The sequence below is a fragment of the Chromohalobacter sarecensis genome, from assembly GCF_023061135.1.
In the GTDB taxonomy this organism is placed as follows: Bacteria; Pseudomonadota; Gammaproteobacteria; order Pseudomonadales; family Halomonadaceae; genus Chromohalobacter; species Chromohalobacter sarecensis.
In genome coordinates this window covers 292,479-306,619 of the sequence record NZ_JAKGAN010000003.1, presented here as the reverse complement: position 1 = coordinate 306,619, position 14,141 = coordinate 292,479, and the positions used below count along the sequence as shown (strand labels likewise).

14 protein-coding genes are annotated in these 14,141 nt (G+C 60.9%); 3 read left to right on the top strand and 11 right to left on the bottom strand.

Features of this window, described 5'->3' with window-relative positions:
* Positions 1-7: 7 nt before the first annotated feature.
* Positions 8-862, bottom strand: a complete 855-nt coding sequence (gene purU, locus L1071_RS07230; RefSeq protein WP_246900668.1) for a formyltetrahydrofolate deformylase — start codon at positions 860-862, stop codon at positions 8-10.
* 170 nt (positions 863-1,032) lie between these two features.
* Between purU and L1071_RS07225 the strand changes: the two genes are divergently transcribed.
* Positions 1,033-2,715, top strand: coding sequence for a ribonuclease J (locus L1071_RS07225; protein WP_378110408.1), 1,683 nt, complete (start codon positions 1,033-1,035; stop codon positions 2,713-2,715).
* A gap of 61 nt (positions 2,716-2,776) precedes the next feature.
* Here the strand turns inward: L1071_RS07225 and L1071_RS07220 are convergent, their stop codons facing one another.
* From L1071_RS07220 to L1071_RS07175, 10 genes are all read right to left on the bottom strand, one after another.
* Entirely contained in the window at positions 2,777-3,076 is a 300-nt protein-coding gene (locus L1071_RS07220) for an H-NS family histone-like protein (protein ID WP_246970773.1), read from the bottom strand.
* Between the two features lie 176 nt (positions 3,077-3,252).
* Positions 3,253-4,242: a GTP 3',8-cyclase MoaA gene (gene moaA / locus L1071_RS07215; RefSeq protein ID WP_246970771.1), complete on the bottom strand. Its 990-nt coding sequence runs from the start codon at positions 4,240-4,242 to the stop codon at positions 3,253-3,255.
* Positions 4,239-4,697, bottom strand: coding sequence for a molybdopterin synthase catalytic subunit MoaE (moaE, locus tag L1071_RS07210; protein WP_246970768.1), 459 nt, complete (start codon positions 4,695-4,697; stop codon positions 4,239-4,241). The genes moaA and moaE overlap by 4 nt, the downstream gene beginning before the upstream one ends.
* Before the next feature lie 10 nt (positions 4,698-4,707).
* Positions 4,708-5,487, bottom strand: a complete 780-nt coding sequence (gene moaC / locus L1071_RS07205) for a cyclic pyranopterin monophosphate synthase MoaC (RefSeq protein ID WP_246970765.1) — start codon at positions 5,485-5,487, stop codon at positions 4,708-4,710.
* Positions 5,484-6,755: a bifunctional molybdopterin-guanine dinucleotide biosynthesis adaptor protein MobB/molybdopterin molybdotransferase MoeA gene (locus tag L1071_RS07200; RefSeq protein WP_246970749.1), complete on the bottom strand. Its 1,272-nt coding sequence runs from the start codon at positions 6,753-6,755 to the stop codon at positions 5,484-5,486. The genes moaC and L1071_RS07200 overlap by 4 nt, the downstream gene beginning before the upstream one ends.
* Positions 6,752-7,318, bottom strand: coding sequence for a molybdopterin-guanine dinucleotide biosynthesis protein B (mobB, locus tag L1071_RS07195; RefSeq protein WP_246970733.1), 567 nt, complete (start codon positions 7,316-7,318; stop codon positions 6,752-6,754). The genes L1071_RS07200 and mobB overlap by 4 nt, the downstream gene beginning before the upstream one ends.
* Before the next feature lie 145 nt (positions 7,319-7,463).
* Entirely contained in the window at positions 7,464-8,063 is a 600-nt protein-coding gene (gene mobA / locus L1071_RS07190) for a molybdenum cofactor guanylyltransferase MobA (RefSeq protein ID WP_246970713.1), read from the bottom strand.
* 96 nt (positions 8,064-8,159) lie between these two features.
* Positions 8,160-8,822 (bottom strand): ABC transporter ATP-binding protein, encoded by a 663-nt coding sequence (locus L1071_RS07185; protein ID WP_246970696.1) that lies wholly within the window; start codon positions 8,820-8,822, stop codon positions 8,160-8,162.
* A gap of 29 nt (positions 8,823-8,851) precedes the next feature.
* Positions 8,852-9,559: an ABC transporter permease gene (locus L1071_RS07180; protein WP_246970679.1), complete on the bottom strand. Its 708-nt coding sequence runs from the start codon at positions 9,557-9,559 to the stop codon at positions 8,852-8,854.
* A gap of 15 nt (positions 9,560-9,574) precedes the next feature.
* Positions 9,575-10,423 (bottom strand): ABC transporter substrate-binding protein, encoded by an 849-nt coding sequence (locus tag L1071_RS07175; RefSeq protein WP_246970664.1) that lies wholly within the window; start codon positions 10,421-10,423, stop codon positions 9,575-9,577.
* Positions 10,424-10,628: 205 nt separating this feature from the next.
* Between L1071_RS07175 and L1071_RS07170 the strand changes: the two genes are divergently transcribed.
* Both L1071_RS07170 and L1071_RS07165 read left to right on the top strand, forming a co-directional pair.
* Positions 10,629-11,990 carry a sigma-54-dependent transcriptional regulator gene (locus L1071_RS07170; protein ID WP_246970661.1) on the top strand — a complete coding sequence of 454 codons (1,362 nt, stop codon included), beginning with the start codon at positions 10,629-10,631 and terminating at the stop codon, positions 11,988-11,990.
* Positions 11,987-14,083, top strand: coding sequence for a sensor histidine kinase (locus tag L1071_RS07165; RefSeq protein ID WP_246970658.1), 2,097 nt, complete (start codon positions 11,987-11,989; stop codon positions 14,081-14,083). The genes L1071_RS07170 and L1071_RS07165 overlap by 4 nt, the downstream gene beginning before the upstream one ends.
* Positions 14,084-14,141 lie beyond the last annotated feature (58 nt).

Genomic DNA, 14,141 nt, shown 5'->3' with positions numbered 1-14,141 from the left:
CCTAGCTTCAAGCGAAGACGACCGTCTTGTTGCCATGAATCAAGACCCGGTCCTGCAGATGCCAACGTAGTCCCCGCGCCAGCACGGCTTTCTCGACGTCACGCCCCAGACGCACCAAATCATCGGCGGTATGGCAGTGCGTCACGCGCTGGATGTCCTGCTCGATGATAGGCCCCGCGTCGAGCTCTTCGGTCACATAGTGGCACGTCGCGCCAATCAGCTTGACGCCGCGCGCGTAGGCCTGATGATAAGGCTTGGCACCGGCGAACGAGGGCAAGAAGCTGTGGTGGATATTGATGATACGCCCCGCGTATCGCTGGCACAGATTGGGCGGCAGAATCTGCATGTAGCGCGCCAGCACCACCGTATCCGCCCGCGCCTCTTCGACCAGCGCCTCGACCTGGGCGAATGCCGCCGCCTTGTCGTTCGCATCGACCGGCACATGGTGAAACGGAATGCCATGCCATTCGACCAATGCTCGCAGCGCTTCATGATTGGAGATCACACAGGGGATCTCGCAATCGAGTTCACCCGCGGTCCAGCGATACAGCAGATCGACCAGGCAATGCGACGCACGCGAGGCCATCAGGACAACGCGCTTGGGCTTCGCAGTATCGCTCAGTGCCCAGTCCATCGAGAACTCACTGGCAATGGTGGAAAAGTCGTCGCGCATCGCATCGATACTCAGCGGCAACGACTCGGCCTTGATCTCGTAGCGCATGAAAAAGCGCCCGGTGGCCAAGTCCGAGTGCTGATTGGCCTCGGTGATCCAGCCTCCGTGACCGGCAATATAACTGGATACACGGGAAACGATGCCCACGCGGTCGGGGCACGAGACAATAAGACGATAAGAATGGGACATGCGCGCTACCATCAATCCTGAAATGAAGCGGTGATCGGCGCCCCTTGAGGGCGGCACGTCTCACCAGAGGGCGTCTATTGTAGCGAATTCGATCACCACAAGAAGCCTCGATTGTGGCCGCGCCGGGGCATCCCGTATAGTAATGGGCATCTCCACGTTAAGGGATAACGATGTCCCAACCACGCATCCAGATACGCCCCCGCCGCAAGCCGCCCCTTCAGATACTGCCCCTCGGTGGCTGCGGTGAAATCGGCATGAATTTCACTCTTTACGGGCACCTTGATCACTGGATCGTGGTCGACTGCGGCATGATGATTCGCCAGGATCTTCCGCAGGCGCCTTTGCAAGTCCCCAATGTCGACCTCCTGCCTTCTCTGGGTATCGTCCCTCAGGCGATCCTCGTGACGCACGGGCATGAAGATCACATCGGCGCGATTGCCTGGCTGTGGCCACGTTGGCAATGCCCCATCCATGCCACGCCACTGGCCGCCGGCTTGCTGCGCCTACGCTTCGCCGAGCAGCAACTGCCCACCGATGCGATCCACGTCATCACGCCCGATGAGGCCACACAAAGCGGTCCTTTCGATATACGCTTCTTGCCACTGCCGCACTCGATTCCTGAAAGCTGTGCTCTACTATTGGCGACCCCCGCTCACCGGATCCTGCATACCGGCGACTGGAAACTCGACCCCGAGCCCTTGATCGGTGACCCCGTATCCCCGCAGCGTTTCCAGGCACTGGCGCCTATTGACCTCGTCGTCGGCGATTCCACTAATGCGCCTGTCGCCGGTCATTCCCGCAGTGAAGGCGACGTCGCGCGCGCGCTCGAGACGACGATCGGCGCCTGTTCCGGCCGCGTGATCGTCAGCTGCTTTGCCAGTAACCTGGCGCGCATCCTGGCACTTGGCCGTGCCGCCAAGGCTTGCGGACGCCGCGTCAGCCTCATGGGGCGTTCGATGGAGCGCATGGTGAATGTCGCCCGAGGGCTTGGCTATCTCGAGGACTTCCCCTCGCTGGTCCCCGTTCGCGACCTTGGCTATTTGCCGCCCGAAGAGGTGTTGGTCATCGCTACCGGTAGCCAGGGAGAGCCACGTTCCGCACTGTCCCGCCTGGCTCAGGGACAGCACGCCGATTTCGAACTCCAGCCAGGCGACAGCGTGATTTTCTCGGCCAAGGCGATCCCGGGAAACGAATTGCTGATCGAGCGGTTACAGGCGGGACTCAAGCGCGCCCACGTCACCCTTTACGATGAACGCAATCATCCCGAGCTGCATGCCTCAGGACATCCCGCACAGGAAGAATTGCAGCGTCTTTATGGATGGCTTACCCCCAAACACTTGCTGCCCGTGCATGGCGAATTTCAACACCAACAAGCGCACCGTGACTTGGCGGAATCGCTGGGCATCGAGGTGCCTTGGATCCCGCGCAACGGCGACATGCTCCGCTTCGATAACGAAGGTCTGACCTGCCTTGCCCGACACTCTCTGGCACCGCATATCGTCACCCAGAACCGCATTCATCCGCTGGAAGGATTGCACGCTCCCGCCATGTCGAGCATGCACCGCCGCAGCGGCATCTTGAGTTTGACGCTTCCGGTCGTTCGACAGGCGTCGGGGTGGGCTCGCGTAGGACGCCTATTGTGGGATACCAGTCACAACCTGGCACTCGACGACATTGCTCTCGCCGATTGGCTCGATGATCAGTTGGGCATGCATGAGGCGGACACCATCGCCACGTTACGCCAACAATTGCATGCCCCTTTGATGCGTTGGCTCGACGCGCACCTGCGTCATCTTCCCGATGTCCATCTGCATATCATGGCGGCGGAAGAGACATCGCCTCTCGACTCATGATTCAGCATTAAAAAAACGGACCCTGAGGTCCGTTTTTTATCGTTCTATATGCGGCACTTACTTACTTCTTGCTGCGTTCCTTGTCTTTCTTCGGCGGGCGCCCGCGACGCTTGCGGGGCTGTTCGGACATCAAGTCGTCCAAAGAAAGACCGGCATCGCTCATCGCTTCACGAATTTCCGCCAACTTACGCTCTTTATCGGCTTCTTCGGCTTGGCGCTTATGATCTTCCTGCTGCTTCTGTTCGATCACTTCACCGATGACTTCCGACAGCTTGTGGAGCTGCTCCATGCTGAGCTGTCGCGCGGCAGCGCGAGCCACGTTTTTATTTCGCGCAATGCGCTCCAGAGTATCAGTGGACATTCGCCTCCTCCATTTAAAATAACCAACCTGCAGCATAACGCCTTGGCGTTTCTGAAAAGTATATGACTCGAACTTGGTTTAGCAAGAAAATAATCTCCTCAATCCAAATTGAATCTTATACCTTTATGGTCAGGAGGTGCATCACGCTACCGCGAATAAAGAGCACGCACAAAACATTATCCGCCCGTCATATTCATGAAGCGCACGATATCGACATCACCATCCGTACGGAAATGATGGCGCTCGGGTTTCAAGGGCATGGCCTCGACGATGCGCTGCTTGAGACGCTCCATATCACCCGGATAACGCCGTAAAACCTCGCGTAGATCGACCGAATGCTCGTTGCCGAGGCAGAGTAGCAAACGCCCTTCCACCGTCACCCTGACGCGGTTACAGGTGTCGCAGAAATTATGGCTGTGCGGTGAAATGAACCCGATGCGCGAATCGCTATCCGGCATCCGGAAATAACGTGATGGCCCTAGGGTATTTTCCGTCGTCGGCAACAGCGCATAACGCGAAGCAATGGCTGCGTGGACATCATCACTGGAATAAAAGGTTTCTTCACGCGAATGATCGGAAACGTCACCCAGCGGCATTTCCTCGATAAAGCTGATATCCACGCCTTCTTGGCGCGCGAAGTCGACCAAATCGAGAACCTCATCGTCGTTACGCCCCTTGAGCACGACGGCATTGAGCTTGATACGCTCGAACCCGGCATCGCGCGCGGCACGAATACCAGCGATGACATTCTCGAGATCGCCGGTGCGCGTCAAACTGCGAAAGCGCTCGGGATCGAGTGAATCAATGCTGATATTGAGACGCTGCATACCGCCTTCGCGCAGTGCCTTGGCATGCTTGACCAATCCCGCGCCGTTGGTGGTCATGGCGAAGTCCTTGAGACCCGGCAGCGCGCCGACACGCGACACCAGGTCGTCGATGCCACGCCGCACCAGCGGCTCTCCGCCGGTCAAACGTATCTTTTCTACGCCCAGTTCGACGAACGCACGTGCTACCTGCTCGATCTCCTCGAGCGTCAATATCTGTGCGCGCGGCAAAAACGTCATGTCCTCGCTCATGCAGTAGACGCAGCGAAAATCACAGCGATCCGTCACCGAGATACGCACATAGCGAATCTGGCGCTGAAAGTTGTCGATCAGCTCGGTCATGCTTCCTCCCAACGGGCCGCGTCCCGCGCGTCACTGTCACGCGCCGAGACCCAATACGTCCCGCTTGCAGTGTGTTCTTTCTTCCAGAATGGCGCACGTGTCTTGAGATAGTCCATGAGAAAATCACAGGCATCGAATGCCACGCGCCGATGGGCACTCGCGACCATGACCATGACGATAGGGTCGCTCGGCGACAAGCGGCCGACACGATGCACGACGCGTATCCCATCGAGCGGCCAGCGCGCCGTCGCCTGCTCGGCAATGTCACGCAGCGCCGCTTCGGTCATGCCGGGGTAATGCTCCAGCGACAGGGCCTGAACGTCCGGACGTTCATTGAAATCGCGTACCAAGCCGGTGAAGGTCACCACGGCACCGATATCGCGACGCCCCGCCAGCAATTGGCGTTGCTCCTCGCCCACATCGAAGACCGGAGACTGCACACGCACATCGATCATGATTGCCTCCTCATCCACCGGTAACCGGCGGAAAAAACGCCACTTCATCCCCCTCGGAGAGCGACGTTTCCTCATTCGCCATGGCATGGTTGACGGCGCATAGAATGCGCGCGGCCGACAAGGCCGAAAAGCGAGAATCCTGTGCCTCAAGCGCGGCCTTGAGACTGGCGACATCGGGGCTTTTCAGCGCTGCGACCGGCACTTCAATTTCTTCGATATCGAGTCGCTCGCGCAATTCGGCGAGAAACTTGACGCGTATGGCGGCGCTGTCGACGGACGGGGGTTCAGACGCGTCGCGCGTCGTGGATACGTCCGCAGAGGCGCGATGCCACTCACCGGACTTGCCGCCTGTCTTGTGTTCCAGACGCACGCCTTCGATCGTCATGTCCTTGTCGACCGCCTTGCACATATCGTAGAGGGTCAGGCACGCGACCGAGACGGCGGTCAGCGCCTCCATCTCCACACCTGTACGTCCCGCCAGACGGCAACGCGATTCGACATGCACACAGGATGCCGCTTCATCGAGGCGAAAATCGACACTCACCTTGGACAGCAGCAACGCATGGCACAGGGGAATCAATTCATGCGTGCGCTTGGCGGCCTGAATACCGGCGATGCGCGCCGTCGCCAGCACATCGCCCTTGGGCAAGCCGCCCTCGGCCAGCAATGCCAGTGTTTCCGGGCGCATGATGATGCGTCCGCTGGCCACGGCCTCGCGCTGCGTTTCGGCCTTATCGCCGACATCCACCATGTGGGCTTCGCCACGTGCATTGAGATGGGTCAAACTCATGTCAGGTCACCGAACGGTTGTATCGTCACCGGCGCACTCGCCTCGACGGCGGCACATCCGTCACCGATTTCGATAAGGCAATTGGCCGCCACCATCGAGCTGAGAATGCCCGATCCTTGACGGCCCGTGGTATGCACCCACAGTTGGCCGGCCCCATCACAGGTATAGACACCGCGATGGTAATCGACGCGTCCCTCGCGGCTTTTCAATGGCTCGGCGGCCAGCGCCGTGAGACGTGACGGTTGCCAGTCATGTTCACCCTGCATGCGCCGCAACATCGGCTGCACGAATTGCAGGAAAGTCACCATGACCGCCACGGGATTGCCGGGCAGTCCGAAGAAAGGCACCGTCACGCCATCCGTTTGATGGATACGCCCGAACGCCAAGGGTCTTCCGGGGCGCATGGCGATTCGCCATAGCCCCAGTTCGCCGATGGCCGTCAGCGCGGGCTTGACCCAGTCGGCCTGACCGACCGAGACGCCCCCGCTGGTCACTACCATATCCGCCTCGCGGGCCGCCGCCGCAAGGGCGTCGCGCATACTGTCGAGATCATCCTGGAGAATGCCCAGGTCGATAACGTCGCAGCCCAAGCGGTTCAGCAGGCCCTGCAACGAAAAACGGTTGGTATCGTAGATGCCGGCGGGCGGCAGCGCCTCGCCCGGCGCCGTGACTTCATCACCGGTGGAAAAAACCGCCACGCGCAGCGGACGAAACACCTCGATCTCCGCGTACCCCAGCGAGGCCAGCAGTCCCAAGTGCTGCGGCCGTAAGCGTGTCCCAGCACTCAAGGCACGTTGGCCGCGCGCGATATCCTCGCCGGCCTGGCGCACATTCTGCCCACGCCGCACCCGCTCGGACCGTTCGATACGCACACGCTCTGGGCTGCCGGCATCAGCGAGCTGCTCGCTCATGATGACAGTATCCGCGCCAGCGGGCAGCGGTGCCCCGGTGGTGATGCGTACCGCCTGGCCCGGCGCCAACGCTGTCGCCAACCGCGTACCCGCCAGGACATCGCCGACCACGTCCACGAACAAATCGCCTGCTGGCACATCGTCGAGCCATGCCAGCGCGATACCGTCCATGGCGGCATTGGTATTCTGCGGCACGTCGATCGGCGAGACGGCATCCTCCGCCAGCACCCGATCGCAAGCCGCCGCCAGGCTGACTCGATGCGTAGCGACCGATGGCGGCGTCATCGCCGCCAGGGCCTCGAGCGTCTCGTCGACGCTGAGCATGCGCTCGCCTAGCTCAAAACAGGATAAGGTCATGACGTCTCCCGGGGGCCACGACGCATTTCGAACCAACGTTGCGGCCAGGCCTGCAGCCAGTCGATCAGGGCGTCATGATCGTCCATCGACAAGCGCTCGACACCGTTCGGCAGCGCGATATCGTCGGGCGTCGCCACCGCGCGTACCCAGGGATCATCAGCCGCCATCAGCGGCTTTTCCACTGCTTGGCGATGCAGCTCCAGCTTGGGCAGCGGCCAGGCTTTGAAGCCTTCGACCAGAATCAGATCCGGCGCCAAGGGCAGGACATGGGGAATCAGCGCCGCGAGATCGGCTTCCTCGCGTTCGGGCGTTTCCATCATCAAGGCAAAACGCTTGCCCGACGCCACCAGCATCGGCGTCGCACCGGCTTGACGCAGACGGTAGCTATCCTTGCCGGGACGGTCGACATCGAAGGCGTGATGGGCATGCTTGATCACCGCCACTTGCATGCCTGCCTCGGCCAGCCTGGGCAAAAGTGCCTCAAGCAGCGTCGTCTTGCCGGTCCCACTCCAAGCGGCGATACCCAGCAGTGGCGTGTCTAGCGCATCGAGCGATAAGGTCATCGCGTCTCGTCGTCCTCATGCCAAGTCGTCAGGGGAGAACCCTCAATAGATAACAGGACGCAACAAACATGCCGAGGAATCGCCATTGACGCGATAGCGAATCGCCTTGGCTCTCCGACAATCGCACGGAAAGGCAGCCGCCGGGTCAAAATGACCCATCAGAGCGCCAGCGCCGCTCCATAACGTCACGGTCATTGGGGGAATTGAGGTTGGCGAACGCCTCGGGTTGATCAGAAAAATCGACATGGCACCAAGGGTGGCGCGCATACCAACGATCTATCTTGCGCTCACCATCGCGTAGGGCCGCGCCGAGATCGTCGCGCAGCGCGGTATCGATCAAGGCCACTACCGGATGCGCCCGCTGGCCGTCATGTGCGACCGCGATACGCTGCTCACCGCGTCCCTCCTGCAGACGCTTCACCAGATCGGTTGGCAGCGCCGGAGAATCGCAGGGTACGAACAATGCCCAAGGGGTATCCACGGCACATAACGCGCTCCACATACCCATAAGCGGCCCGTGATAGCCGGCCTCGCGGTCACTGATCAGCGGGTAGCCCAGCGCACGGTAGCGCTCCAAACTGCGATTGGCGTTGATCGCGATACGCCCGACCTGAGGTGCCAAACGCTTCACCACGTGCGCAATCAAGGGCTCGCCCGCAAACGACTCCCAGCCTTTATCGCGGCCGCCCATGCGACGCCCTTCTCCTCCCGCCAATACCACGGCGGTTACTTCGTCCTCGTGCATGCCTATCGCTCCCGCACTGGCTGTCACTACCACCATCATACTCGGCTTCGACCCACACGCCGAGCCACTTGCCAAGTGCGTACGGCAATGACCGCGTCACACAGCCACTCCCTGCTTGAAGACACTTACCTGCAGACTTCGTTGTTCGAGACACCAGTACTCGTCGCAGCGCTCGGTCAATACACTCGGTTGATGGGCACTGAGCACGACGGCGCAGCCCGTCTCATGCAGCGACGAGATCAATGTGCTGACATCGGCAATCGCTTGACGATCCAGGCTAGCGGTGGGTTCGTCGAGCAGCAACACACGTGGCGACAATAGCCAGGCCCGCGCCAACGCCAGCCGCATGCGCTCACCCCCGGACAGCGAGCGGGCCCGCTGCTGGGCATGGGCGGCCAGCCCGCAGCGTTCCAGCATCGCCGCCACGCGGTCGCGCGCCGTGGCTCCACGCCAGCCGTTCCACCGAGCGACATAGCGCAGATTGCCGGCGACGCTGGTATCGAAGAGATAGGGCTGTTGATGTAGATAAAGCACGTGCCCAGGGCATGGCGGCGATACAGACGTGCCCCCCAGCGTCCAGCGTATGCTGCCTTGGCGAGGCGTCTCCAAGCCCGCCAGCAGGCGCAGAAACGTCGTTTTACCGCTGCCATTATCGCCGCGCAGATGCACCAACGAAAGCCCCTGCCACGGCAGGTGGGGGATTTCCCAAAGCGCCGGTTGGCGGTCGAAGCCATGGGCGAGCTGGCTCACCTCGAGCATGAACATTCTCCTGGATGGACGCTATGCAATCAGACGCTCACGGTTTGATGACCGCGTCCGCGCATTACGCCCAGTAGTACATTGAGCACCAGCGCCAGCAGCAACAGGACGAGCCCCAGAGCCAGTCCCTGAGCGAATTCACCCTTGAGCGTTTCCAGGGCGATCGCCGTGGTGATAGTACGCGTGAAATGCTCGATGTTGCCGCCGATCATCACCGCACTGCCGACCTCGGCGATGATACGCCCGAACGCAGCCAGCACGGCGGCGATAACCCCAAAGCGCGCTTCGCGGATCAACACCCACAGTGACTGCCACCATCCGGCACCCAGTTGTCGCGCCGTTTCCCAGGCACGCTGATCGATGCTTTGCAGCGTGCTATGTAACATCGCGGTCAATACCGGCATCGCCAGCAGGATCTGGCCGATGATCATGGCCCGCTGGGTAAACAGCAGGCGCAGTTCCCCCAGCGGGCCACTCCGCGATAGCAGCATGAACAGCACCAGCCCCACCACGACGGTGGGCACGGCCATGAACGTATTGACCAGCGATATCGCGAACCAACGCCCCGGAAAGGCAACACGCGCCAGCAACAAGGCAATCAACAACGCAGGCGGCAAGGCCACGAGTATCGCCGTCAGCGAAACACGAAACGAGACACCGATGATTTCCCACAAGGCCGGGTCGAGGGAGATCAGCAAGTGCAGCGCCTCTCTCGCGGTGTTCATGAGCTCGTGCATCGACGCCTCCGCGCGTCAGTCGCTTTCATGGACGGCGCTCGTGGGATCGATCTTCTCGCCGGCGCTGGCATGGAACAAGGCCTTATCATTGAGCCGGAAAGCGTCGATCAGGTCTTGCCCTTCATCGGAAATCAGCCACTCGGCCAAGGCCCGCGCGCCCTGGGTATTGAGGCCGTCATAGCGTTCGGGATTGACCAGTATGACCTGATACGGGTTGAACAACGCTGTATCGCCTTCGACCATAATCTCAAGATCGAGCTTATCTTTCATTGCCAGCCAGGTACCGCGATCCGTCAGCGTATAGCCTTGCAGTTCGCTGGCCATTTTCAGCACTTCACCCATGCCTTGTCCCGCAGCGCGAAAGCCCTTGAAATCAGGCGTTACACCCGCCTCTTCCCAGAGATGTTTCTCTTTCTTGTCAGTGCCGGAGTCATCACCGCGTGAAATGAACGTCGCACCTTCATCGGCCAGCGTGGCAAACGCGTTAGTGGCATCCTCGCCACCCTCGAGCCCGGCAGGGTCGTCGGACGGCCCCACTATCACGAAATCGTTGTACATCACGCCATGCGGTTCGACGCCGTAATCAGCGTCCACGAAGGCTTTCTCCGCAGCGGGCGCATGCGTCAACACCAGGTCGACATCACCGTCGCGCCCCAGGCGTAGTGCCTTGCCGGTGCCCACGGGGATGACCTGAATCTGGTAGGGATGATCTTCTTCGAACTTGGGCAACAGGTAGTCGAGCAACCCAGAATTATAAGTACTGGTGGTGGTCGCCAAACGGACGGTATCGGCCGCCTGCGCCCCGGATACCAACAGCAACGATAGCGCCAGGGTGGCGAACAGCGAGAGACGGCGTGTCAACATGGGAACCCCTCATTATTGTCGAGTCATGGACGTACCCAACTCTTCTTGCAATTGGCATGCCTGACGTGACCGCGCGGCCAAAAACGGTGACAATTGCCGGATTGCATCGCGCCTTTTACCATGAAAATAATCCAGGTGCGCAACGAATGTAACAAATTGACCCAATGGCGGGACACTATGTCCCGCTACGCAGGGAACGTCACTCATGACCGCATCCACCGAACTGCCGACCGCCTCCGTGCTGATTGTCGATGACGAACCCGGCATGCGCAGCTATCTTGCCAAGGCCCTGGCATCGCGCTTCGCGCTGGTCGAGGTCGCCGACTCACTTAGCGCCGCAGAAGCCTTGCGTCAGCGATTGCACTTCGATCTTCTACTGGTCGACATCCGGCTTCCTGACCGCTCGGGCATCGAATGGCACGAAGCACTCGGCCCCGAACGACGCAGCGATATCATCTTCATGACCGCCTACGCTGACCTCGATATGGCAGTCAAAGCACTACGTGCCGGGGCCAGCGACTTCATCATCAAGCCGTTTCGTCTCGAGCAGTTGCAAAGCGCCGTCGACCGTTGTCTCGCCCAGCGTCGCCTGGCGCGCGAGAACTTCGTGCTCAAACGTGAGACCCAGCGCTTGCACCGCCCCGACGAGAGCATGATCGGGGATAGCCATGCCATGGCGCAGGTCAGAACGATCACCGAGCGCGTCGCGCCGACACCCTCGGCGGTCTTGATCCATGGCGAATCGGGCACCGGCAAGGAACTCGTGGCGCGCGACCTGCACCGCCTCTCGGGGCGATTCGGTACCTTCGTGCCCCTCAATTGTGGCGCCATCGCCGGCGACCTGCTGGAATCGGAGCTCTTCGGTCACGTCAAAGGCGCGTTCACCGGCGCGGTCAAGACCCGCGAAGGGCTGTTCACCTATGCCGATGGCGGCACGCTATTCCTTGATGAAATCGCCGAGATGCCGTTGGCAATGCAAGCCAAACTGCTGCGCGTGCTCGAAAGCAAGCGCATTCGCCCGGTGGGCAGCGAACAAGAGCAGCCCGTGGATGTGCGTATCCTCGCCGCCACTCACCGTAACCTGCAGCAAGAAGTCAACGAGGGCCGTTTCCGCGAGGATCTGTATTTTCGCCTCAACGTCCTCACCTTGACGCTTCCCGCATTGCGCGAACACCCTGAAGACATCCCTGCCCTGGCCCATCATTTCTCTCGGCAGCTGTCTCGCGATCTGGGGCTCGCCGCCCTGCCATGGCAACATGCCGACCTCGAGCGCCTGACGCATTACCCTTGGCCCGGCAACATCCGCGAGCTCAAGAATTTCATCGAGCGCTGCATTCTGCTCGGTCAACTCCCGAGCGACATGCTCGACGAGGCGACGACCGCGCCCACTACCGTTGCCGCAAATGGCTACCCCTGCGACTGGCCACTGGAAACCGTCGAGCGCGCGCATATATTGGAGGTGCTCGAAGCCCACGGTCACAATAAATCCAGCGCCGCCCGCGTGCTGGGCGTGTCGCGCAAGACACTCGATCGTAAGCTCAACGCCTGGCAAGACCTGGACGCATGAAAGGCCTACGCCGCTGGTTGCGCGCCTCGATTCGACGCCGACTGTTGTGGCTCGCTTTCGCCCCGCTGGCGTTGCTGATACTCGCCTTGGCGGGACTTACTGCGTATTGGACCTCGACATACAACGACCGCCAGCTGTACATGAAAGTGCGCGCCGACTTGGCCGTCGCTTCACGCGTGCTGGACGGTGTGAGCCAGCAACAACAAGCGCGCCTCGAGGAATTGGCCCACAGCCAAGCGCTGACCTCGGCACTGCATGGCGAAGGCTCGCAATCCCTTGACGCACTGCTCGACGAAACGCAAAACGCGATGCAGCTGGATTGGTTGCGCGTGGTACCGCCCGCTTCGCTAGACGACACTCCCGAGCTACAACGACGATTGCTATCGCCAAGCGACGACCAAGGCGTGTCCGGCCTGGATGTGCTCGAGGCATCGCAACTCGAAACACTGGCCCCCGAACTTGCTCGACGGGCACGCCTGCCACTGCGTGACACACCGCAAGCGGCCCCAAGCGATCGACAGCGCGAGACGCGCGGCATGGTAATGCGCACTCTTTATCCCATCCATGATGAACAAGGCAACCTGCGCCTGCTCCTGGATGGCGGACGTTTGCTCAACGGCACTGCCGACCCGGTGGATGACATTCGTGATCTAGTCTATGGACCGGGCACGCTTCCCCAAGGCAGCACCGGAAGCGTCACCTTATTCCTCGATGACGTGCGCATCGCCACCAATGTGCATCTGGCCAACGGCGAGCGCGCCCTCGGCACACGCGTCTCCGAACCGGTCAGTCGCCAGGTTCTGGGACGCGGCGAGCGCTTCATCGACAACGCCTTCGTGGTCAGTGGTTGGTACGTCGCCGCCTATGCCCCGCTCGAGTCATTGACCGGCCAACGTATCGGCATGATCTACGCCGGTTTTCCCTTGGCGCCCTATCAAGCTCTCTACCGAGACACACTGCTGCAGATAGGCGCGGTGTTACTCATCATCATCCTGATTTCGGGGTTGATGGTAATTCGCGGCGTCGATGCACTTGCCAGCCCGGTGCGCCGGATGCATCGCGTCATACATGGCATCCGCGAGGGTCGTCATCTACGCATCGGTCATCTGGATAGCCAAGATGAACTGGCCGAGCTAGCACATGAATTCGATGCCATGCTCGACCGTTTGGATACCCATCAGAACGAACTGCAACGTGCCGCCCAGACCCTCGAACGACGTGTCGAAACACGCACCCAGTCACTGACCGAGAAAACGCGTGCACTCGAAGAACACGTGGCCTTGCTCAAGCAGGCTCGCGCAAGCCTGATGACTCAGGAAAAGCTCGCCGCTCTGGGGGAGATGACCGCCGGAATCGCGCACGAAATCAACAATCCCGCCGCCGTGATCCTTGGCCATGTGGAGTTGCTCGCCGACAGCCTCGGCCCCGATGCAGACCCCGTGCGCGGCGAAATCGACACCATCATCGCCCAGGTCGAGCGTATTCGTGCGCTGATCGACAACCTGCTGCAATATTCCCGGGCTGGCGGTAATGAGCCCTCTTTCGTTGCCGAAGACATCAACGCCATTGCCGCCGGCACCGAACTCTTGATCCGCCACGCCCTCGACAAGCACGATCATCGGCTGATCAGTTCGCTGCACGCCACCCGGCGCGCCGAATGTCACCGCGGCCAACTGCAGCAGGTGCTGATCAACGTGCTGCTCAATGCCACCCAAGCCAGCACCTCGCCGATGAGCATTCATCTAGCGACACGCGACGCCGTACGCGAAATCCCAGGGCACGGCTGCCTCGACGGCGTGGAAATTCGCGTCGCCGATCGAGGGCCAGGCATTCCGCCCGAGCTACGCGACCGAATTTTCGATCCATTTTTCACCACGCGCGAAGCCGGTTCCGGGCTCGGGTTGGCTATCAGCGCAGGCATCGTACGCCGCAGCGGCGGTGAGATGTGGGTCGTCTCGGCACGCGGTCGCGGCACGATCTTCCACGTCTGGCTGCCCTGCCGGGCATTCCCTAGCGGCGCCGAGGAAGCCACCACGCGCAAACTGATCGCGTCGCTCAGCGACATGACCTCACCTTCCTCACGCGGCGGTTAAGATCGCCGCGCCGAGGCGCTATCATGGCGCGATAACCTCTCATCACAAAGGATCATCC

Excerpts from the sequence above, each read along its gene's own strand:
- L1071_RS07175 (WP_246970664.1), bottom strand. The coding sequence starts at position 10,423 with ATGTTGACACGCCGTCTCTCGCTGTTCGCCACCCTGGCGCTATCGTTG.
- moaC (WP_246970765.1), bottom strand. The coding sequence starts at position 5,487 with ATGAGTTTGACCCATCTCAATGCACGTGGCGAAGCCCACATGGTGGAT.
- L1071_RS07170 (WP_246970661.1), top strand. The coding sequence starts at position 10,629 with ATGACCGCATCCACCGAACTGCCGACCGCCTCCGTGCTGATTGTCGAT.
- purU (WP_246900668.1), bottom strand. The coding sequence starts at position 862 with ATGTCCCATTCTTATCGTCTTATTGTCTCGTGCCCCGACCGCGTGGGC.
- moaA (WP_246970771.1), bottom strand. The coding sequence starts at position 4,242 with ATGACCGAGCTGATCGACAACTTTCAGCGCCAGATTCGCTATGTGCGT.
- mobB (WP_246970733.1), bottom strand. The coding sequence starts at position 7,318 with ATGACCTTATCGCTCGATGCGCTAGACACGCCACTGCTGGGTATCGCC.
- L1071_RS07200 (WP_246970749.1), bottom strand. The coding sequence starts at position 6,755 with ATGACCTTATCCTGTTTTGAGCTAGGCGAGCGCATGCTCAGCGTCGAC.
- L1071_RS07185 (WP_246970696.1), bottom strand. The coding sequence starts at position 8,822 with ATGCTCGAGGTGAGCCAGCTCGCCCATGGCTTCGACCGCCAACCGGCG.
- L1071_RS07225 (WP_378110408.1), top strand. The coding sequence starts at position 1,033 with ATGTCCCAACCACGCATCCAGATACGCCCCCGCCGCAAGCCGCCCCTT.
- L1071_RS07180 (WP_246970679.1), bottom strand. The coding sequence starts at position 9,559 with ATGCACGAGCTCATGAACACCGCGAGAGAGGCGCTGCACTTGCTGATC.
- mobA (WP_246970713.1), bottom strand. The coding sequence starts at position 8,063 with ATGCACGAGGACGAAGTAACCGCCGTGGTATTGGCGGGAGGAGAAGGG.
- L1071_RS07220 (WP_246970773.1), bottom strand. The coding sequence starts at position 3,076 with ATGTCCACTGATACTCTGGAGCGCATTGCGCGAAATAAAAACGTGGCT.
- moaE (WP_246970768.1), bottom strand. The coding sequence starts at position 4,697 with ATGATCGATGTGCGTGTGCAGTCTCCGGTCTTCGATGTGGGCGAGGAG.
- L1071_RS07165 (WP_246970658.1), top strand. The coding sequence starts at position 11,987 with ATGAAAGGCCTACGCCGCTGGTTGCGCGCCTCGATTCGACGCCGACTG.